The 20,599-nt window shown below is 41.7% G+C and carries 29 protein-coding genes; 23 read left to right on the top strand and 6 right to left on the bottom strand.

Annotated features, from left to right (window positions below; genetic code table 11):
- Positions 1–23 precede the first annotated feature (23 nt).
- The 17 genes from fur to lysA all read left to right on the top strand — a co-directional run bounded on the left by fur (position 24) and on the right by lysA (position 13,368).
- The gene (gene fur / locus PUN35_RS02715) at positions 24–473 is read left to right on the top strand and encodes a ferric iron uptake transcriptional regulator (RefSeq protein WP_003223972.1); all 450 of its coding nucleotides are present in this window, start codon (positions 24–26) and stop codon (positions 471–473) included.
- Between the two features lie 124 nt (positions 474–597).
- Complete coding sequence (locus tag PUN35_RS02720) at positions 598–825, top strand: YqzK family protein (RefSeq protein WP_003230440.1); 228 nt, start codon at positions 598–600, stop codon at positions 823–825.
- Between the two features lie 7 nt (positions 826–832).
- Positions 833–1,723: a site-specific tyrosine recombinase XerD gene (gene xerD, locus PUN35_RS02725; RefSeq protein WP_014480176.1), complete on the top strand. Its 891-nt coding sequence runs from the start codon at positions 833–835 to the stop codon at positions 1,721–1,723.
- A 160-nt stretch (positions 1,724–1,883) separates the two neighbouring features.
- Entirely contained in the window at positions 1,884–3,068 is a 1,185-nt protein-coding gene (gene deoB / locus PUN35_RS02730; RefSeq protein WP_014480175.1) for a phosphopentomutase, read from the top strand.
- A gap of 12 nt (positions 3,069–3,080) precedes the next feature.
- Complete coding sequence (locus PUN35_RS02735) at positions 3,081–3,896, top strand: purine nucleoside phosphorylase I, inosine and guanosine-specific (protein ID WP_003230447.1); 816 nt, start codon at positions 3,081–3,083, stop codon at positions 3,894–3,896.
- Positions 3,897–4,049: 153 nt separating this feature from the next.
- Complete coding sequence (gene dacF, locus PUN35_RS02740) at positions 4,050–5,219, top strand: D-alanyl-D-alanine carboxypeptidase DacF (protein WP_014480174.1); 1,170 nt, start codon at positions 4,050–4,052, stop codon at positions 5,217–5,219.
- Positions 5,220–5,314: 95 nt separating this feature from the next.
- Positions 5,315–5,668 carry an anti-sigma F factor antagonist gene (gene spoIIAA / locus PUN35_RS02745; protein WP_004398633.1) on the top strand — a complete coding sequence of 118 codons (354 nt, stop codon included), beginning with the start codon at positions 5,315–5,317 and terminating at the stop codon, positions 5,666–5,668.
- Positions 5,665–6,105, top strand: coding sequence for an anti-sigma F factor (gene spoIIAB / locus PUN35_RS02750; RefSeq protein ID WP_003230452.1), 441 nt, complete (start codon positions 5,665–5,667; stop codon positions 6,103–6,105). The genes spoIIAA and spoIIAB overlap by 4 nt, the downstream gene beginning before the upstream one ends.
- A gap of 11 nt (positions 6,106–6,116) precedes the next feature.
- Positions 6,117–6,884, top strand: a complete 768-nt coding sequence (sigF, locus tag PUN35_RS02755; protein WP_003230458.1) for an RNA polymerase sporulation sigma factor SigF — start codon at positions 6,117–6,119, stop codon at positions 6,882–6,884.
- Positions 6,885–7,010: 126 nt separating this feature from the next.
- The gene (gene spoVAA, locus PUN35_RS02760; RefSeq protein WP_015714205.1) at positions 7,011–7,631 is read left to right on the top strand and encodes a stage V sporulation protein SpoVAA; all 621 of its coding nucleotides are present in this window, start codon (positions 7,011–7,013) and stop codon (positions 7,629–7,631) included.
- Entirely contained in the window at positions 7,621–8,046 is a 426-nt protein-coding gene (gene spoVAB, locus PUN35_RS02765) for a stage V sporulation protein SpoVAB (RefSeq protein ID WP_003230463.1), read from the top strand. The genes spoVAA and spoVAB overlap by 11 nt, the downstream gene beginning before the upstream one ends.
- A 12-nt stretch (positions 8,047–8,058) precedes the next feature.
- A complete protein-coding gene (gene spoVAC / locus PUN35_RS02770; protein WP_003223947.1) occupies positions 8,059–8,511 on the top strand; it encodes a stage V sporulation protein AC in 453 nt (150 codons plus the stop codon).
- A gap of 12 nt (positions 8,512–8,523) precedes the next feature.
- Complete coding sequence (gene spoVAD, locus PUN35_RS02775) at positions 8,524–9,540, top strand: stage V sporulation protein AD (RefSeq protein ID WP_014480172.1); 1,017 nt, start codon at positions 8,524–8,526, stop codon at positions 9,538–9,540.
- Position 9,541: 1 nt separating this feature from the next.
- Positions 9,542–9,892 carry a stage V sporulation protein AE gene (gene spoVAE / locus PUN35_RS02780; RefSeq protein WP_003230467.1) on the top strand — a complete coding sequence of 117 codons (351 nt, stop codon included), beginning with the start codon at positions 9,542–9,544 and terminating at the stop codon, positions 9,890–9,892.
- A gap of 7 nt (positions 9,893–9,899) precedes the next feature.
- Positions 9,900–10,511 (top strand): stage V sporulation protein SpoVABEA, encoded by a 612-nt coding sequence (gene spoVAEA, locus PUN35_RS02785; protein WP_003230469.1) that lies wholly within the window; start codon positions 9,900–9,902, stop codon positions 10,509–10,511.
- Positions 10,462–11,943 carry a spore germination protein SpoVAF gene (spoVAF, locus tag PUN35_RS02790; protein WP_014480171.1) on the top strand — a complete coding sequence of 494 codons (1,482 nt, stop codon included), beginning with the start codon at positions 10,462–10,464 and terminating at the stop codon, positions 11,941–11,943. Before spoVAEA ends, spoVAF begins: the two co-directional genes overlap by 50 nt.
- Before the next feature lie 105 nt (positions 11,944–12,048).
- The gene (gene lysA / locus PUN35_RS02795; RefSeq protein WP_033882074.1) at positions 12,049–13,368 is read left to right on the top strand and encodes a diaminopimelate decarboxylase; all 1,320 of its coding nucleotides are present in this window, start codon (positions 12,049–12,051) and stop codon (positions 13,366–13,368) included.
- A 29-nt stretch (positions 13,369–13,397) separates the two neighbouring features.
- Here the strand turns inward: lysA and PUN35_RS02800 are convergent, their stop codons facing one another.
- Positions 13,398–14,270, bottom strand: coding sequence for a DUF1002 domain-containing protein (locus PUN35_RS02800; RefSeq protein WP_014480169.1), 873 nt, complete (start codon positions 14,268–14,270; stop codon positions 13,398–13,400).
- Positions 14,271–14,526: 256 nt separating this feature from the next.
- On the opposite strand from PUN35_RS02800, the gene PUN35_RS02805 reads away from it, so the two are divergent.
- From PUN35_RS02805 to PUN35_RS02815, 3 genes are all read left to right on the top strand, one after another.
- A complete protein-coding gene (locus PUN35_RS02805) occupies positions 14,527–14,721 on the top strand; it encodes a peptidylprolyl isomerase (protein WP_374755749.1) in 195 nt (64 codons plus the stop codon).
- A gap of 91 nt (positions 14,722–14,812) precedes the next feature.
- Positions 14,813–15,244: a peptidylprolyl isomerase gene (locus PUN35_RS02810; protein WP_014480166.1), complete on the top strand. Its 432-nt coding sequence runs from the start codon at positions 14,813–14,815 to the stop codon at positions 15,242–15,244.
- Between the two features lie 127 nt (positions 15,245–15,371).
- Positions 15,372–15,626, top strand: a complete 255-nt coding sequence (locus PUN35_RS02815) for a hypothetical protein (RefSeq protein ID WP_033882071.1) — start codon at positions 15,372–15,374, stop codon at positions 15,624–15,626.
- 705 nt (positions 15,627–16,331) lie between these two features.
- On the opposite strand, the gene PUN35_RS02820 is transcribed toward PUN35_RS02815, so the two are convergent.
- From PUN35_RS02820 to PUN35_RS02830, 3 genes are all read right to left on the bottom strand, one after another.
- Complete coding sequence (locus tag PUN35_RS02820) at positions 16,332–16,580, bottom strand: hypothetical protein (protein WP_033882070.1); 249 nt, start codon at positions 16,578–16,580, stop codon at positions 16,332–16,334.
- A gap of 193 nt (positions 16,581–16,773) precedes the next feature.
- Positions 16,774–17,166: a hypothetical protein gene (locus tag PUN35_RS02825; protein ID WP_033882069.1), complete on the bottom strand. Its 393-nt coding sequence runs from the start codon at positions 17,164–17,166 to the stop codon at positions 16,774–16,776.
- Positions 17,167–17,180: 14 nt separating this feature from the next.
- Positions 17,181–17,492 (bottom strand): hypothetical protein, encoded by a 312-nt coding sequence (locus PUN35_RS02830; protein ID WP_041516485.1) that lies wholly within the window; start codon positions 17,490–17,492, stop codon positions 17,181–17,183.
- A gap of 191 nt (positions 17,493–17,683) precedes the next feature.
- On the opposite strand from PUN35_RS02830, the gene PUN35_RS02835 reads away from it, so the two are divergent.
- Positions 17,684–17,881, top strand: coding sequence for a helix-turn-helix domain-containing protein (locus PUN35_RS02835; protein WP_033882066.1), 198 nt, complete (start codon positions 17,684–17,686; stop codon positions 17,879–17,881).
- 122 nt (positions 17,882–18,003) lie between these two features.
- On the top strand, positions 18,004–18,243 hold the full coding sequence (locus PUN35_RS02840; RefSeq protein ID WP_049832642.1) for a hypothetical protein: 240 nt from the start codon (positions 18,004–18,006) through the stop codon (positions 18,241–18,243).
- Between the two features lie 109 nt (positions 18,244–18,352).
- Here the strand turns inward: PUN35_RS02840 and PUN35_RS02845 are convergent, their stop codons facing one another.
- Both PUN35_RS02845 and PUN35_RS02850 read right to left on the bottom strand, forming a co-directional pair.
- Positions 18,353–18,658 (bottom strand): hypothetical protein, encoded by a 306-nt coding sequence (locus PUN35_RS02845; RefSeq protein WP_033882064.1) that lies wholly within the window; start codon positions 18,656–18,658, stop codon positions 18,353–18,355.
- 12 nt (positions 18,659–18,670) lie between these two features.
- The gene (locus PUN35_RS02850; RefSeq protein ID WP_033882065.1) at positions 18,671–20,086 is read right to left on the bottom strand and encodes a hypothetical protein; all 1,416 of its coding nucleotides are present in this window, start codon (positions 20,084–20,086) and stop codon (positions 18,671–18,673) included.
- A 49-nt stretch (positions 20,087–20,135) separates the two neighbouring features.
- On the opposite strand from PUN35_RS02850, the gene PUN35_RS02855 reads away from it, so the two are divergent.
- Positions 20,136–20,501, top strand: coding sequence for a DUF1433 domain-containing protein (locus tag PUN35_RS02855; protein ID WP_031600651.1), 366 nt, complete (start codon positions 20,136–20,138; stop codon positions 20,499–20,501).
- Positions 20,502–20,599 lie beyond the last annotated feature (98 nt).

Raw genomic sequence — 20,599 nt, forward strand, 5'->3', positions numbered from 1 at the left:
AATGCGGCGTAGGAGGGAAAGACATGGAAAACCGTATTGATCGAATTAAGAAACAACTGCACTCATCCAGCTATAAACTTACGCCACAGCGTGAAGCGACAGTAAGAGTGCTGCTTGAAAACGAAGAAGACCATTTAAGCGCAGAAGATGTATACCTCCTCGTAAAAGAGAAATCTCCTGAGATCGGTCTCGCTACAGTATACCGTACGCTTGAATTATTAACTGAATTAAAAGTCGTAGATAAAATTAACTTTGGAGACGGTGTGTCCCGTTACGACCTTCGGAAAGAGGGCGCAGCTCACTTTCATCACCACTTGGTGTGTATGGAGTGCGGAGCCGTTGATGAAATTGAAGAAGATTTGCTTGAAGACGTGGAAGAAATCATTGAACGTGATTGGAAATTTAAGATTAAAGATCATAGATTGACGTTTCACGGCATTTGCCACCGCTGTAACGGAAAAGAAACTGAATAGACGGTGCCGAGCGCGAACCTTTTCTCATGGGGAAAGGGTTTTTTGCTGTTTCTATGTATAAAACCTTTCTGATTTGGCATATGGTTTATATAACTGGAACCATAGGGAAAGGATCGATTAGGACATGGGAAGATTCCTGAAAACAGCTGTCGATGCATTGAAAGTTTTCATCCTGTTTACCGGTTTTACCGCTTTGTTCTATTATGCTATGATATGGGTGAATCAAGAGTATGAAAACTATCATCGGTATGATAAACCGGAAGGCTCCGCTGTAAAAGTTGTTGAAATGGATCAGGATGAAAAAGGCGGATGGTTCGACCGGTTGATCTTTTTTTACCAAAACGGGGAGTAGATCAAGAGTGAAAGATCAAATAAAGGATTTCATCCACTACGTCATGGTAGAGAGAGGGCTCTCTCAAAATACGATCGTATCCTATGAACGTGACTTGAAAAGCTATTCTCTCTACTTAACAGAAACCCTTCATGTTACAGATTGGAATCACGTTACCCGCATACATATTATCCAATACTTAAAGCATTTGAAGGACTCGGGGAAATCCGGCAAGACATCGGCGCGGCATTTGGCATCCATTCGCTCTTTTCATCAATTTCTGCTCAGGGAAAAAGTAACGGATAAGGACCCTTCCGTTCATATCGAAACACAAAAGACGGAACGGGCGCTTCCGAAGGTGCTCGCACTCAATGAAGTCGAGCGATTATTGGACACGCCTAAGCTGACGAGCCCTTTCGGATATCGGGATAAAGCAATGCTGGAGCTGCTTTATGCGACAGGCATACGAGTCAGTGAAATGATTGAGTTGAAAACGACAGATGTTCATTTATCTATGGGGTTTGTCCGATGCTTCGGCAAAGGAAGAAAAGAACGGATTGTGCCAATTGGTGAAGCCGCCGCTTCCGCCATTGAGGAATATATGACAAAAGCCAGGGGAAAACTGTTAAAAAATAATGTATCTGACGCCCTCTTTTTAAATCATCACGGCAAACAGATCAGCCGCCAGGGATTTTGGAAGAACCTGAAAAAAATCGCGTTGGAAGCCGGCATTAAGAAAGAGCTGACTCCGCATACACTCAGGCATTCCTTTGCGACGCATCTGCTTGAGAACGGGGCAGATTTAAGAGCGGTGCAGGAAATGCTCGGTCATGCGGATATATCCACAACGCAAATTTATACGCATGTGACGAAAACAAGGCTGAAGGATGTGTACAAGCAGTTTCATCCGCGAGCATAGCCGCAGGTGGCTGCGGCTTTTTTGTTTAGAGCGACAGAAAATATTGAAGTTTCTCATTATTTCCAAATGCATTGTCAAGGGGAATGAAAACGGTTTATACTTGAGTTGTCAGACCTCTTAGCGATACAATAGACGTATAGAAAAAAAGGAGGCTTTCAAGATGCCTGCATACAAATATAATCGTGTGTTTTTAATTGTGATGGACTCAGTCGGAATCGGCGAAGCGCCGGATGCCGCTGACTTTAATGATGAAGGCGCTCATACGCTCGGTCATATTGCCGAGCATATGAGCGGATTACATATGCCGAATATGGCAAAGCTCGGCCTTGGTCTTATCGAAGATATCAAAGGTGTAGAAAAAACAGAACATCCGCTTGCCTACTATGGAAAAATACAAGAAGCGTCAAACGGAAAAGATACGATGACCGGCCATTGGGAGATTATGGGTTTATACATTGATAAACCATTTAAAGTGTTCCCGGAAGGCTTTCCTGATGAATTGCTTCAAGAGCTGGAAAAGAGATCTGGCCGCAAAATTATTGGAAACAAGCCGGCTTCCGGCACAGCGATTTTGGATGAGCTTGGTCAGGAGCACATGGAGACAGGGGCTTTAATTGTTTACACGTCTGCTGACTCTGTTCTGCAAATTGCCGCTCACGAAGAGGTTGTGCCGCTTGAGGAGCTGTATCGCATTTGCGAAACGGCGAGAGAGCTGACGCTTGATCCGAAATATATGGTTGGCCGCATTATTGCACGGCCGTTCGTCGGAGAGCCGGGTCAATTCAAACGGACGCCAAACCGCCATGACTATGCCCTTAAACCGTTTGATCGCACTGTCATGAATGAATTGAAAGACAGCGGCTTAGATGTGATTTCAATCGGTAAAATCTCTGATATTTACGACGGAGAAGGCATTACTTCTTCACGCAGAACGGTTTCTAATATGGACGGAATGGACAAGGTGATCGATACGCTGGGAGAAGACTTTACGGGTCTGAGCTTTGCGAACCTTGTTGATTTTGACGCGTTATTCGGACACCGCCGTGACCCTGAAGGCTACGGACGCGCGCTTGAAGAATTTGATGCGCGGCTTCCGGAAGTGTTTGAAAAAATGAGAGAAGACGATCTGTTAATTATTACAGCCGACCACGGCAATGATCCGATTCATCATGGGACTGACCATACACGCGAGTATGTGCCGATTCTCGCTTACAGCAAAAAACATAAGAAAGCGCAAATGCTGCCGCTTGCAGATACATTTGCCGATATTGGCGCAACGATCGCTGATAATTTCCAAACAAATAAACCGAAATACGGGAAAAGCTTTTTATCTTTATTACAATAGGGGGACTGTTTCTTGAAGGACAGAATTGAACGCGCAGCCGCTTTTATTAAACAAAACCTGCCGGAATCTCCGAAGATCGGCCTTATTTTAGGCTCAGGTCTTGGCATTTTGGCGGACGAAATCGAAAATCCGGTCAAGCTGAAATATGAAGATATACCTGAATTCCCGGTATCTACTGTTGAAGGGCATGCCGGACAGCTTGTGCTTGGCACTCTTGAAGGAGTTTCCGTCATTGCAATGCAGGGCCGCTTTCATTTTTATGAAGGCTACTCAATGGAGAAAGTCACATTCCCTGTACGCGTGATGAAAGCGCTCGGTGTGGAAGCGTTGATCGTGACAAATGCCGCAGGCGGTGTCAACACTGAATTCCGTGCGGGAGACTTAATGATTATTACCGATCATATCAACTTTATGGGAACAAACCCGTTAATCGGGCCAAACGAAGCAGATTTCGGCGCCAGATTTCCAGATATGTCTTCAGCCTATGACAAAGATCTGTCCAGCCTGGCTGAAAAGATTGCGAAAGACCTTAATATCCCAATTCAAAAAGGCGTGTACACTGCTGTGACAGGACCTTCTTACGAAACACCGGCAGAAGTCCGTTTCTTAAGAACGATGGGCTCTGATGCAGTCGGCATGTCTACTGTTCCGGAAGTCATTGTAGCGAATCATGCGGGAATGCGGGTTCTTGGCATTTCCTGCATCTCTAACGCGGCAGCCGGAATTCTGGATCAGCCTTTAAGTCACGATGAAGTGATGGAAGTGACCGAAAAAGTAAAAGCTGGATTCTTAAAGCTTGTTAAAGCGATCGTCGCTCAGTACGAATAAAAATGAATCAATGCAGGACCAAAAGACAGCTGTGTCTGATATCACACAGCTGTCTTTTTTATGCCCAAAATTCGAAACATTTTCCATCAGTGGCGTATAAAACCATCCCGCTTGGAAAAAATAAAAAGGATTATGAAATGGAGGGCTTTTGAGATGAAACGTCTTTTATCCACTTTGTTGATTGGTATAATGCTGCTTACATTTGCACCGTCTGCATTTGCAAAACAAGACGGAAAACGTACATCGGAGCTTGCTCATGAAGCGAAGTCTGCGGTGCTGATAGAACGTGACACAGGAAAAGTGCTTTACAACAAGAACAGCAATGAGAGACTGGCGCCTGCAAGCATGACGAAAATTATGACGATGCTTTTGATTATGGAAGCTTTAGATAAAGGCAAAATCAAAATGAGTGATAAAGTCCGTACAAGCGAGCATGCGGCGTCAATGGGCGGCTCACAGATATTCCTTGAGCCCGGCGAAGAAATGACTGTCAAAGAAATGCTGAAAGGCATCGCAATCGCTTCGGGAAATGACGCTTCCGTCGCCATGGCTGAATTTATTTCCGGCTCTGAAGAAGAATTTGTGAAGAAAATGAATAAAAAAGCAAAAGAGCTGGGATTGAAAAATACATCCTTTAAAAACCCAACAGGACTGACCGAGGAAGGACACTACAGCTCTGCTTATGACATGGCAATCATGGCTAAGGAATTATTGAAATACGAATCAATTACGAAGTTTACCGGCACGTATGAAGATTATCTGCGTGAAAATACAGATAAAAAGTTTTGGCTTGTAAATACAAATCGCCTTATCAAATTTTATCCTGGTGTAGACGGCGTAAAAACAGGCTATACAGGCGAAGCGAAATATTGTCTGACTGCTTCGGCTAAAAAAGGAAACATGCGGGCCATAGCGGTTGTATTCGGAGCGAGCACGCCTAAAGAAAGAAACGCGCAAGTGACAAAAATGCTTGACTTCGCCTTTAGCCAATATGAAACGCATCCTTTATATAAACGAAATCAAACAGTAGCAAAAGTAAAGGTCAAAAAAGGGAAACAAAAATTGATCGAACTCACTACATCTGAGCCGATTTCAATATTGACGAAAAAAGGCGAGGATATGAACGATGTGAAAAAAGAAATCAAGATGAAGGACAATATTAGTGCTCCGATTCAAAAAGGCCAAGAGCTTGGCACTCTTGTTCTGAAAAAGGATGGAGAAGTACTCGCTGAAAGTCCTGTTGCTGCAAAAGAAGATATGAAGAAAGCCGGGTTTATCACATTCTTAAAGCGGACGATGGGAGACTGGACAAAATTTAAGTAATTATGCCGAATGACCACTAGTTTTGTCACGGTGAAGGAATTCATTCCGTCGAAATCGAAACACTCATTATCCGATCATATCAAGGAGGAATGAGCATGAGCCTTGGAATTGACATGAATGTCAAAGAATCTGTGCTTTGTATTCGATTAACAGGCGAACTCGATCACCATACGGCTGAAACCCTGAAGCAAAAAGTGACTCAATCATTGGAGAAGGATGATATTCGCCATATCGTGCTGAACTTGGAGGACCTTTCCTTTATGGACAGCTCGGGGCTTGGCGTTATTTTAGGAAGATACAAGCAAATTAAGCAAATTGGCGGGGAAATGGTCGTTTGCGCTATCTCTCCTGCGGTGAAGCGATTGTTTGATATGTCGGGTCTGTTTAAAATTATCCGATTTGAACAATCTGAACAGCAGGCGCTCCTGACACTGGGGGTGGCATCATGAAAAATGAAATGCACCTTGAGTTTTCTGCCCTCAGTCAGAATGAATCGTTCGCCCGTGTGACAGTTGCATCATTTATAGCTCAGCTGGACCCGACAATGGATGAACTGACTGAAATCAAAACAGTCGTGTCAGAGGCTGTCACGAATGCGATTATCCATGGATATGAAGAGAACTGTGAAGGAAAAGTTTACATTTCAGTGACGCTGGAAGATCATGTCGTATATATGACCATTCGTGATGAAGGCTTAGGCATTACAGATCTTGAAGAAGCCCGTCAGCCTCTATTTACGACTAAGCCTGAGCTTGAGCGCTCTGGAATGGGCTTTACCATTATGGAAAATTTCATGGATGATGTCAGTATCGATTCATCGCCTGAAATGGGAACAACGATTCGCTTAACAAAGCACTTATCAAAAAGCAAAGCGCTTTGTAATTAAGGAGATTTGTTATGGATGTGGAGGTTAAGAAAAACGGCAAAAACGCTCAGCTGAAGGATCATGAAGTAAAGGAATTAATCAAACAAAGCCAAAATGGCGACCAGCAGGCAAGAGACCTCCTCATAGAAAAAAACATGCGTCTTGTTTGGTCTGTCGTACAGCGGTTTTTAAACAGAGGATATGAGCCTGACGATCTCTTCCAGATCGGCTGCATCGGGCTGTTAAAATCTGTTGACAAATTTGATTTAACCTATGATGTGCGTTTTTCAACGTATGCAGTGCCGATGATTATCGGAGAAATCCAACGATTTATCCGTGATGACGGAACCGTAAAGGTATCACGGTCATTAAAAGAGCTTGGAAACAAAATCCGGCGCGCGAAGGATGAGCTTTCGAAAACACTGGGCAGAGTGCCGACGGTGCAGGAGATCGCTGACCATTTGGAGATTGAAGCTGAGGATGTTGTACTGGCCCAAGAGGCGGTAAGGGCTCCATCTTCGATTCACGAAACCGTTTATGAAAATGACGGAGATCCGATTACCCTGCTTGATCAAATCGCTGACAACTCAGAAGAAAAATGGTTTGACAAAATTGCGCTGAAAGAAGCAATCAGCGATTTGGAGGAAAGGGAAAAACTAATCGTCTATCTCAGATATTATAAAGACCAGACACAGTCCGAGGTGGCTGAGCGGCTCGGGATCTCTCAGGTGCAGGTTTCCAGGCTTGAAAAGAAAATATTAAAACAGATCAAGGTTCAAATGGATCATACGGATGGCTAGTCTGCAGTGCAGGCTAGCTTTTTTGTGTGCAAAAGCGTGGTAATTTATGGTCTTTTCGAGCGGATGAATGAGAACAAAATCGAACCACATACTACATATATAACCACCGAAAGATGGTGATCAATGATGGAACGACGAATATTTATCCGGCTTCGCCACCGGGTGCTGGCACATCCAGGGGATATTATTACCGTTGGAGATGCCGCGCAAATAGAAGGGCAGCTTCAGCTGAAAAAGAAACTTTCGGCTATGCCGCTTTATCAGGTGAGCGAAAAAGATAAAAATATCGTAATTCTGGATATCATACAAGTCCTCAGAGCCATTCATTTACAAGATCCGACACTTGATGTTCAAACCGTAGGCGGAGCAGAAACCATTGTTGAAATTCAATATCGAAAGCGAAATTTATCAACGGTTCTATTTATCGGTGTCTGGCTGCTTCTGTTTATTGGATCGTGTCTTGCCATCATGAACTTTCATGAGGATGTAAGCATGAGAGATGTTCATATCGCACTATATGAAATCATAACCGGAGAGAGGAATGACTATCCATATTTGCTTCAAATCCCATACAGCATCGGTTTGGGACTGGGGATGATCGTGTTTTTTAACCACATATTTAAAAAGCGCCTAAATGAAGAGCCCAGCCCGCTGGAGGTTGAGATGTTTAACTATCAGCTTGATCTCGATCAATATGTGGCCATGCATGAGAATCAAGAAACCATAAAGGATCTGCATGATCGTTAGTGTATTGTTCATTATTTTTGTCGGGCTCGGCGGAGGCATAACGGTGGGGGCGGGTTTCGTTGCTTTTTTAACCGTAATGGGAATCATTCCGCGGCTGATGCAGCTCACCAAAACAATGAGATTTGTTCAGGCTTATGAAGCGGCTGTCATTCTTGGCGCGGTTTGCGGGGGATGGGAGACGCTTCATATGAATCATCTTTATCTAACAAAATGGATAGCTGTGCCGGTCGGGCTTCTGGCAGGTTTGTTCGTCGGGATGCTAGCGGCTGCTCTTACAGAAGTTTTAAATGTCCTGCCGATTTTGGCGAAACGAATCGGGCTCAGAAGTAAAATCATTATTTTATTAATGGCCATCGTGATTGGGAAAATCGCGGGATCTTTATTTCACTGGCTGTACTTTATTGACCATTCATAAGGAGGTTTCAAGATGACAAACATAAAAGAAAATTACAAATCAAAAGTGAAAACATATCAGCCTAAGCCGCCTTACGTCTGGAACTGTGTAAAAGCCTTTTTAGTGGGCGGACTGATTTGTGCAATCGGGCAAGGTCTGCAAAATTTTTATATCCATTTTTTTGATTTCAATGAAAAAACTGCGGGGAATCCAACAGCTGCAACGCTGATATTAATTTCTGCCCTGCTTACAGGGTTTGGCATCTATGACAGAATCGGACAATTCGCAGGCGCAGGTTCAGCCGTACCTGTCACAGGTTTTGCCAACAGTATGGCAAGCGCGGCTCTTGAATATAAAAGCGAAGGATTAGTGCTTGGAGTAGCGACAAATATGTTTAAACTGGCAGGAAATGTTATTGTTTTCGGAGTTGTAGCTGCATACATCGTTGGAATGATTCGGTTTGCTTTTGAGAAACTGATGTCATAGGAGGAGAAGAAAATGAAATTAACAGGAAAGCAAACCTGGGTATTTGAACATCCCATATTTGTCAACTCAGCGGGAACGGCAGCAGGACCAAAGGAAAAAGACGGACCGCTCGGCTCTTTATTTGATAAAACCTATGACGAAATGCATTGTAATCAAAAAAGCTGGGAAATGGCGGAACGGCAGCTGATGGAAGACGCTGTTAATGTTGCGCTTCAAAAAAACAATCTGACAAAAGATGATATTGACCTATTGCTGGCAGGCGACTTGCTGAACCAAAACGTGACGGCTAACTATGTGGCAAGACACTTGAAAATCCCATTTCTTTGTATGTTTGGTGCCTGTTCAACATCAATGGAAACAGTTGCTGTCGCATCAGCCTTAGTTGATGGCGGGTTTGCCAAAAGGGCACTCGCTGCCACTAGCAGTCACAATGCAACTGCGGAAAGACAGTTTCGCTATCCGACAGAATACGGAGGCCAAAAACCGGACACTGCTACCTCCACTGTAACCGGAAGCGGTGCAGTTGTCATCAGTCAGACACCGGGTGATATCCAAATCACAAGTGCGACTGTCGGAAAGGTTTCTGATTTAGGAATTACAGACCCTTTTGATATGGGATCGGCTATGGCTCCGGCTGCAGCTGATACAATTAAGCAGCACTTTAAAGATCTCAACCGGACAGCGGATGATTATGATCTAATCCTGACAGGTGACCTGTCAGGCGTCGGTTCTCCAATCGTAAAAGACATCTTAAAAGAAGATGGATATCCAGTCGGCACAAAGCATGATGATTGCGGGCTTCTGATTTACACTCCGGATCAGCAGGTCTTTGCCGGGGGGAGCGGCTGTGCTTGTTCAGCGGTTGTCACCTACTCTCATATTTTTAAGCAGCTGAGAGAAGGAAATTTAAACCGTGTATTTGTCGTAGCGACCGGGGCACTATTAAGCCCGACGATGATCCAGCAAAAAGAAACCATCCCGACTATCGCCCACGGGGTTGTATTTGAGCGTGCAGGAGGTGCATCTTAACATGGACTACCTTTTGGCTTTTGTCTGCGGCGGGGCCATTTGTATCGTCGGCCAGCTGCTCTTGGATATTTTTAAATTGACGCCAGCTCATGTCATGACATCATTTGTTGTAATCGGTGCAATATTAGATGGTTTCGGCATTTACGATAAATTTATTGAATTTGCCGGAGGAGGCGCCACCGTTCCGATCGTCAGCTTCGGTCACAGTCTTCTGCACGGCGCCATGCATCAGGCGCATATACACGGATTTATCGGAATCGGCATGGGGATTTTTGAGCTGACCTCGGCCGGTATCTCAGCCGCTATTCTTTTCGCCTTTATCGTAGCTGTTATTTTCAAACCGAAAGGATAATGCCGACATGACGACAAAACGCAAGGTCATACTGGTAACAGACGGGGATGTTTATGCCGCTAAAACAATTGAATACGCCGCAAGCAAAGTGGGAGGCCGATGCATTTCACAATCAAAAGGGAATCCTTCCACCCGCAGCGGCGCCGAGCTTGTCAAGCTGATCGCCTCAGCACCGTATGATCCTGTATTTGTCATGTTTGACGACTCCGGCCTTCAAGGAGAGGGTCCGGGAGAAGCCGCTCTAACCTATGTCGCAACCCATCCGTCTATTGAAGTGCTCGGTGTGATTGCGGTCGCGTCAAAAACACATCAGGCTGAATGGACCAGGGTCGATGTAAGCATTGACCGCAATGGAGAAATAACTGAATACGGCGTCGATAAAGTCGGGGAAAGGGAATTTGATGACCACAGAATGAGTGGAGATACAGTCTATTGCCTTGATAAACTTGATCTCCCACTTATTGTCGGTATCGGGGATATCGGCAAAATGGGCAGAAAAGACGATATCTCAAAAGGGTCGCCAATCACCATGAAAGCGGTCGAGTTTATTTTAGAAAGGAGCGGGTATCATGCCGGACCACAAGGAAGAGAAAATTCGGGTTTATCGGAATCCAGCTAAAAATGAAGAGTATTTCAAAAACCGTGTTGGGATGGGGACGAGCTATGATGTAGGTGTTCGCAAGCTCACGATTTTAGATAAAGAGATCCAGCTTTACTATCTAAATGGATTATGCGATACAGTTTATATTATTCATTTAATGAGAGAGCTTGTTGCCATTAACAATCGGAAAGAAGACCCTGATGAGCTGGTCGACATCGTCGAAAACAGGCTGCTTAACGCCCAGGTCGAAAAAGTAAAAACCTTGGATGAAACCACCGACCAAGTGCTGTCCGGGCTCGTCGCTGTCATTGTTGAAGGTGCAGGTTTCGCATTTATAATTGACGTCAGAAGCTATCCGGGCAGAAACCCGGAAGAACCTGATACGGAAAAGGTAGTCAGAGGAGCCAGAGACGGATTTGTTGAAAATATCGTCGTCAATACGGCCCTTCTCAGAAGGCGGATCAGAGACGAGCGCCTTCGAGTCAAGATGACTAAAGTTGGTGAGCGGTCAAAGACGGATTTAAGCATTTGTTATATAGAAGATATAGCTGATCCGGATCTGGTTGAGATCGTAGAAAAAGAAGTTGCATCCATTGATGTCGATGGATTAACAATGGCAGACAAAACTGTCGAGGAATTCATTGTTAATCAAAGCTATAATCCTTTTCCGCTCGTGCGCTATACAGAAAGACCGGATGTGGCCGCAAATCATGTTCTAGAAGGCCATGTTATCATTATAGTGGACACATCGCCGAGTGTGATCATTACCCCGACGACTTTATTTCACCATGTGCAGCATGCTGAAGAATATAGGCAGGCGCCTTCAGTCGGGACCTTTTTAAGATGGGTAAGATTTTTCGGTATTCTTGCTTCTACTTTATTTCTTCCGATCTGGTTTCTCTTTGTGCTTCAGCCTGACCTGCTCTCGGACAATATGAAATTTATCGGTTTAAATAAAGATACGCATATCCCGATCATCCTGCAGATATTTTTAGCTGACTTAGGAATCGAGTTTCTCAGAATGGCTGCCATTCACACCCCGACGGCTTTATCAACAGCAATGGGTTTAATTGCCGCTGTTCTGATCGGGGAGATTGCGATTGAGGTCGGCCTTTTTTCTCCTGAGGTGATTCTGTACGTCTCACTTGCGGCGATTGGAACCTTTACGACGCCCAGTTATGAATTAAGCTTGGCAAACAAAATGAGCCGTCTTGTCCTCATGATACTCGTTGCCTTATTTCATATAAAAGGGCTCGTCATCGGATTTACAGTGCTAATTATTGCCATGGCAAGCATCAAATCCCTTCAGACACCGTACTTATGGCCGCTGATTCCCTTTAACGGAAAGGCGCTGTGGCAGGTTCTTGTCCGCACAGCGAAACCTGGCGCAAAAGTAAGACCCAGTATCGTTCACCCCAAAAATCGCTTAAGGCAGCCTACCAATTCATAATCGCATTGAAACTGACTGAAGAGTATGATAATGTATGTCTTAATTATGAAGGGACAGTCCATAAAACTGTCCTTTCATCCATAAGCGGAGAAAGAGGGAATGACATTGTTCTTACACGGCACAAGCAGACAAAATCAACATGGTCATTTAGAAATCGGAGGTGTGGATGCTCTCTATTTAGCGGAGAAATATGGTACACCTCTTTACGTATATGATGTGGCTTTAATACGTGAGCGTGCTAAAAGCTTTAAGCAGGCGTTTATTTTCGCAGGGCTGAAAGCACAGGTGGCATATGCGAGCAAAGCATTCTCATCAGTTGCAATGATTCAGCTCGCTGAGGAAGAGGGACTTTCTTTAGATGTTGTATCCGGAGGAGAGCTATATACGGCTGTTGCGGCAGGCTTTCCGGCAGAACGCATCCACTTTCATGGAAACAATAAGAGCAGGGAAGAACTGCGCATGGCGCTTGAGCACCGCATCGGCTGCATTGTGGTGGATAATTTCTATGAAATTGCGCTTCTTGAAGACCTATGTAAAGAAACGGGTCACTCCATCGATGTTCTTCTTCGGATCACGCCCGGAGTAGAAGCGCATACGCATGACTACATTACAACGGGCCAGGAAGATTCAAAGTTTGGTTTCGACCTTCATAACGGACAAACTGAACGGGCCATCGAACAAGTATTACAATCGGAACACATTCAGCTGCTGGGTGTCCATTGCCATATCGGATCGCAAATCTTTGATACGGCCGGTTTTGTGTTAGCAGCGGAAAAAATCTTCAAAAAACTAGACGAGTGGAGAGATTCATATTCATTTGTATCCAAGGTGCTGAATCTTGGAGGAGGTTTCGGCATTCGTTATACGGAAGATGATGAACCGCTTCATGCCACTGAATACGTTGAAAAAATTATCGAAGCTGTGAAAGAAAATGCTTCCCGTTACGGTTTTGACATCCCGGAAATTTGGATCGAACCGGGCCGTTCTCTCGTGGGAGACGCAGGCACAACTCTTTATACGGTTGGCTCTCAAAAAGAAGTGCCGGGTGTCCGCCAGTATGTGGCAGTAGACGGAGGCATGAACGACAATATTCGTCCTGCGCTTTACCAAGCTAAATATGAAGCTGCGGCAGCCAACAGGATCGGAGAAGCGCATGACAAAACGGTATCAATTGCCGGAAAGTGCTGTGAAAGCGGAGATATGCTGATTTGGGATATTGACCTGCCGGAAGTAAAAGAAGGCGATCTTCTTGCCGTTTTTTGTACAGGCGCTTATGGATACAGCATGGCCAACAATTATAACCGTATTCCGAGACCCGCCGTTGTATTTGTCGAAAACGGTGAGGCTCATTTAGTCGTGAAGCGAGAAACATACGAGGATATTGTAAAACTTGATCTGCCATTTAAAACAGGTGTAAAGCAATAAAAGAAAGCGCCGATTTTTCGGCGCTTTTCTTATTTGAATATAGATACAATCGCATTCCAGATAGATACGAAGAAATCAATGACTTTCTGGATGAAGTTTTTGCCTTCATCTGATTCTATGAATTTCGTAATCTTATCTTTCGCTTTATCTAGCTGGTCACTGACCTGTCCCCAGTCAATGTCAGCGTTTTTCATCTTATTGAATAGGGAGACAAGCTGGTTCTTTTGGCTGTCAGTAAGTGTGACGTTTAAATCAGAAGCTGCGTCGTCCACTTGTTTTTCGATGTCAGCTTTATTATCAGGCACCCCGTTTTTAGCAAACTCTTCTTTGATTTTTGCAATCAGGGCTGCCGCATTTTCGTTACCGATTTTGTCTCCAAGCTCTGATGTCGTGACAAGCTCTTGGTTGGCGACCTGCTTAACATCCTCCGAGATCGCTTCGTCAGAAGAAACTTCATACGCCTTAATCAATCCAGTTAAAGCCGCAGTCCCGGATACTTCAAACGGTGCTGTAACATACACCTTCGCATCTTTCACACCGGCTGTCATCAGTGCATTCAGGTACATTTCATCCGTGATGCCGCTGATATTATGGGTCTCAACATTCAATCCGGAGCCTTTTTTGGCAATGGTGATTGACGATGAAGAAATCGCTCTCGATCCGATTTGCGCGTTTGATATATATTTTCCTAAATATTCATGTTCTTCCTTATTGGTCACGGTTACCGTTGTGGCATTATCAGGGACATTCATTTCATCAAGCACTTTTTGTTTGTCGGATTCTGACAAATCAGCACCTAGTGTTACAATGACATCTCCAACTGCGGCATCCGCGAGACTGACCTTCGGAACCGTCAGCAGCAAAACGGCCGCTGCCAGCATTCCAATCCAAATTTTCTTCAAAGCAGTTTGACCTCCTTCAATTTCACAAGCAGCTGGATAGTGCTGCTTTGTGAGGACCTGAATCATGAAAAATACAGTTCCGTTAGGTTAGACGGAGATAAAGAGATTCAGGTTTCATTTTTATTTTTTAGTAAAGCTCGGGAGATTCGTTTTCCCCCGAAAGGTGTGGTATAATAGCCGCGACAAGGAGAGGCAGGCTATAACCTATCATACATAATCTCCTTTGAAAATTAAAATAAAGAAAGTAGGCATACAATTGAAAACAGGTTACTTTTTATTAGAAGACGGGAACAAAATTGAATTTGAACTTTATCCTGAAGCTGCACCTGGAACTGTTGCAAACTTTGAAAAGCTTGCAAACGAAGGCTTTTATGACGGGCTTACATTCCATCGAGTGATCCCTGGCTTCGTCAGCCAAGGCGGATGCCCGCACGGAACTGGTACTGAGTAAGAAACTAACAACAAAATTTATTGTCTTCTAAGTAACAACTTATCAATTATATGCCCTCTTTTGAAAATTTAACAAGGAAGTAGGAAGAAAAATGAAAACAGGTTACATTTTAATGGAAAATGGCAACAAACTTGAATTTGAACTTTACGATGAAGCAGCTCCGGGTACAGTAGCTAACTTTGAAAAGCTTGCGAATGAAGGCTTTTATGATGGTGTAACTTTCCACCGAGTAATTCCAGGTTTCGTAAGCCAAGGGGGAGATCCTACTGGAACAGGGATGGGTGGCCCAGGTTACACAATCAAATGTGAAACAGAAGGAAATCCGCATACACATGAAGCGGGCTCTCTTTCTATGGCACATGCCGGAAAAGACACTGGCGGCAGCCAATTTTTCATCGTACATGAGCCACAGCCGCATTTGAACGGTGTTCACACTGTGTTCGGTAAAGTGACAAGCGGATTAGAATTCGCAAAAAATATGTCTAACGGTGACGTCATGAAAGAAGTTCGTGTAGAAGGCTAATTGGCAGATGGTAAGCTTCCTCGATTGGGGGAGCTTTTTTTATTGCAACTAATTGAATAATGTACTAAATATTCATTATTAATATGTTTATTGATTTTAGGGCGAGTATTTTAGAGGAGGAAGTAAAGTGAATAATGAAATATACGAAATTGTAGAGAAGATCAATAATCTCAATAATAAAGAGCAAGTGGCATTGCTCGATTTAATGGTGGGATTCCTTCAACAAACAGTACTGGATAAAGAAAGTTTGGATTCGGCTAGGATAATTCAGATGTTTAATGTTTTGCTTAAGGAAATCAATCGTGAGTATACTCCTGAAGAAGTTGAAAAAATGTATTTGCTACGAGATATGTTGGATTTGAAAGCAAGCATTGATAAATAGCGTTAAACCTGCGTAAAGGGGGCTTACAATGGTTTTAATTGCTGAGCAATATAAAAGAATACAATAGAGCATACAGCGCTCAGATTGCAATAAAATTATGATTTTATTTAAATAGGGGAGGGGAGTGAAGGTGATTTTTTTAAATTCTAATATAAAAACACGCAAAAATTAAAAATTTAAAAAACAAATGTATTCTTAAAATTATATAGGATTTGTAATGCATTTCATTGGAGATATGTTATAATCTGTTTATAACAGATGCTATACACATCGTATAGCATACAATATAATAAAATTAAAAAACCAGGGTGTTGGTAGCACCCCGGTAAAAAGTTGCCCATGAGTGGTATGCTCAGAAGCAAATCATTGTAGACCTAACCCTTCAGGTTTCCAGGCTCAAGGGAGGTCTATTTTTCGTTTCCAATCAATACAAATAAACCTACTGCATTTAACATAAGCGTACAAAAATTAATCATGACCATCATTGATTCGTAAATTGACATATGCTGCATCACCTCATTATTAAAATCAAAGATAAAATTAAATAGGGTGAGCATTAACTTATAGGCAACTTTTGTTATTTTGATTCTATCATAGATTCTGAAAAAACAGAATAAGATATTTATCAGTATGTAATAAAATAAAAAAAGAGGCCTGTAAACTACAGATCCCGACCTCATCGTCGCAAAACACGATACCGTCTATTTAATTAGTGACTAATACTTCATCATCTGCTTTCCATAAGATTAAAATGTCTACATACTCTTTTCTAAAGGAATCTTCATCATTCTTGATTACAATGCATTCAACTACATCAACATCTGGATATTTCTCTTTAACATTTGCAACAAAGTAAGGTAGAGTTTTTTTATAATCACAAGATAAACCAGAAATTAAACATTTGTTCTTTCTATCATAAGACTTTAATAAGTAAGAATAATAAAATGATTCCATTCAATTCATCCCCTTGATTAAATTGTTTTGTTTCAATACAATGGGAAGGAATCAACCCTTTTACGATTAGGAGAGTGTGCCCGCACATCCTAATCACCCAAACCAAGCTACAAACTGGATACATATAGCCGGTACAGCTACAAGTAATACTCCAAAAGCCAATTTACAGAACCGTTCGTTATGTACCTCAGTTTTATTCATTAGCGTCAGCTTCCTCTACGTCATACTCACCAATCTCACATAAATTGTCGCTAACTCTAGGGATAACCGTTTGTCCTCCGCCCATTTCAAACATCACATGTATATGATCAATTGCCATTTGCAACATTGACTCTAAATTGTCTCTTGCGTCCTCTTCACTTTCACCATCTATATTGAAGGAAACTGGAATTGTGACATCGGTATGTATGTTGAAGCGCTTTGTAGGCGCTCCATTATTATTTGTTTCAATGAAATTAACTTCTTCTGATTTGTTATTCAGGATGAAATGGTGAAAGTGATTAGCTATATCCTCAAAGCGTTCCTCGTTAGTGATTGTCTCTAAGCTCGATACGTTAGTTCCTACAGTGTGTCGGTTAATTTGCATTGTCAGTATCCCCTTTAGTATGTTTTGGTTTTGTCTAACAATTGAAAGCCTTCTAATGTAATTAGCTCTCGATTATCAATAAGTGCATCCCATAAGGTTGTGTGAAGCAGTTTATCAACTACCGCATTAGTCAGAGTGACAAGGCTTTTGTATTGAATATCTTCGGCCAAGAAATCTGAATGAAGCCTATCATACAGCCCATCTCCTCTTTTTAAGACTTGATATAGATGAACTTGACCATCTTCACCAGCTATTGCGAACTGCTTATAAAAGAGTATTGCGGGTAAATCACCTAAGTCACTTCTGCGGATGATTATGTGTTTCAATTTTACGCCCCCTCGTAATACAAGTTCGACTTATTGTACTTAATATACTACTTAACCACATCGCAAGTCAATCCTTTTTAACAAAATTTATTTGATATGTCGTTCATGTTGTATGAAATGTGATACAATAGGTATACCTAGTCGAACTTGAGGTGTTATAAGTGAGTAAATTGAAAATAAGCTATAAACCAATGGAAATAACATTAATAAAGCGTGATAAAACACGAAGTGACTTGAAAAAGGATTTGGGGATTTCGCCTTCAACACTGGCTAAAATGTCAAGAGGCGAAGTAGTGGCGTTAACTGTTATCCTTAAGATCTGTGAGTATTTAGATTGCCCTATTCAGGAAGTTGTAGAGTTTATAGAAGATAAATCTGAATACTCTTAAGCAAAAGTATTGCTTTTATTTTTTAATTCGTTAAACAAAACCATTGAAATATTCAATTGTCCAAATTTCAGACAATCAAAAGTATTGCAATAGCTGTTATACTGTAAGGAGAGGTGAACGGGATGGAGAAACAAATATTAGAAGCTATTCAGCAGTTATCAAAAGATATTGCTGAAGTTAAGCAGGATGTAAAGGAAATCAAGAATACAGTTACTCGTATAGAGGAAAACGAACCTGAAGAAGTTATGTCCATGCTTAAATTGATCAATAAGAACATTGAGCGTGATCATAGTTATAACGATAAGAAGTTCTCAAGCTTAGAAAGACGTATTCATGAATTAGAAGAAAGATTGAATAACTGAGTATTTTCGCAGACGTCTGCGAATTTGATAAACAGTATACGTATACCGATTTGCAACAACATAAGTTAAAAAGACCCCTTCACATCTAAAAGTGAAGGGGTTATTTTAATTATTTAGTCTTAATACTTCTCAGAAAAACACTTCTGTTCTCAGTTGCATTTGTAAGCATTGTTGCATTTTCATTGAGTCTTTGTACTAATGCTTCTTTAGCTTTACCTTCAAATGAAGAGAGTAATGCAACATACACTTCAGCTATAACCTGTTGAGCTGAGGAAAAATCTGATGCGTTTTTTGTGTCTTCTTTTAGGCTCTGACAATGAGTTTTTAAACTTGAACCCACAATTTTTTTTAATTCCTCATTCTGTTGTAACCGTCTGTAAAACTCATCTGCATCCATATTAACTCCATATGGCAATTCAAATCCCCCTTATAACCGTAACCAGCTTGCTAATTCATTATCCTTATCTTTTAAATCCTCAGCCATTTTAACAATAAACTCACTAATATCCTCTAAATCTCTAATCAAATAATGAAGAGAAGCCTCAGTTTGATACTGTTCTTCTGAGTCATAAAATGCTGCCCCATCTTTCACATAAGGTGCGTGAAACAATACAGCTTTATCAACATCGCTTGGATCTAGATCCTTGAATTCTCCTAATCTCTTCCCGCAAATAGATTTTACGTCATAAACCATTTTGCTGTGATCATGAGGGAATCGTTCAATTGCTTGTTTCTTTGTTTTTAAGTCTTCGATAGCTGCCTGTAATCGTTTAGCTAATTCTTTTGCATACTTTGCATCCACTTTAATTGTCTGGCCATTCATGCCTGAGAAAGATGAGAATGATTCGATATTCTGGTTATAGACACCTTTGCTGCCATCAACACTCTTGATGTTACCATTCTTATCAAACGTAAAGTTCGAATCATTTAAACTATGAGTATCGGGATTTTTTGCAAATGCTTGGCCATAGAAGGAAGTAATAAGACTCCCTAAAACACCAGGAATACCTAGAGACGTATTAAGCCGGTTAGCACGATCTTGACGTGCGATGCTTGGGTCTTTAGTGAATATGGTAGTTCCGTTGTGTCTGTCGTATTCTAAAAACCAACCTGAACCCACCATATCATCAGGATTAATGATTGCTTTGTGATACAGATCAAATTCGCCATTTCTGATTTTCTTCTGTGTTTCTTCATCGTGCAGCTTAACAATGGAAGGGTTATTAAAAGCTACACTGTAAACGTTATTGTTTACACCAGCGTATTCTGCATCTGCCCCTCCAAGCGAGTGACCTGTTGTCGAAATCACTGTGTTAGCGCCAGCATACTTTTTCACTTCATTGGCAACAATCTTATCACCTTGATCAAATTGAGATGTCTTTGTGACAATTTTGTATTCTCCGCTCTTAATCATTATCGCTTGTTCCATACTGCCGTTATACTTGGCAATGGCTTTAGAGTTTTCAGATGCATCTTTTTTCATTATGTATTGGACTTTCTTTTTCGGATCTTTACCCATTACCACGTTTCCGCCATCTGCACTTATAACGTCAGCTTTAATTTGTTCCTGGTTTGTTCCTTGAAAACCTACGACAACATTCTCAGGCTCTTTTGGTTTAACCCATTTGCCATCTTTTTTCTTTGCTTGGACAAATACGTAAACATCTAGGCCTGTATCTGGGTCTTTTTTGATTTTATCTATGAAATATTGTTTTCCTGAATTAATCTTTACGGGTATGTTTTTCGAGAAATGTTTTTTCAAATACTCATCTCGATAAGTTAGTTGACTAATACTATAATAATCTTGGTCAGATATATTAGGAACCTTAGCCTTCTTGCTCATGTACATTGACACGCTCCTCATGTAAAATAAGCACTGAAAGGATGGTTTTATGAAAAAATACATTATTATCCTGTTGTCAGCAATCATCATTATAACACTTGGAGGAATATACATGAAACACCAATATGATGAAAAGCAAGAAAAAGTTAAGACTGCAGAACTAGAGCTATTTGATAAAGCTAAAAAACGAATGACTGATTACATAAATGCTAACTATGAAGGTATAAATAAAATTGAGTTCTCGGACAAATATGAAATAGACCCAATGGGTGGTATTAATGCAGAGGGGTATTTGAACGGTAACAAAGAAAAAGAGTTTTGGGGGATTTATGACAAGTCAAATGACACTATAACATCGTCTTATGTTGATGCTAAAGAAAAGCCAGAATGCGAAGATAAGCCATGTGAATATTAAGTGAAAATCCCCTCACAATAATGTGAAGGGGGAGTGTAATATTAACTGTGTAAGTAAGGAATGCGTACGGTTCCTTACTCACACAGTTTTTTATTTGA

The organism is Bacillus sp. N3378-2at, from assembly GCF_033412715.1.
Lineage (GTDB): Bacteria > Bacillota > Bacilli > Bacillales > Bacillaceae > Bacillus > Bacillus subtilis.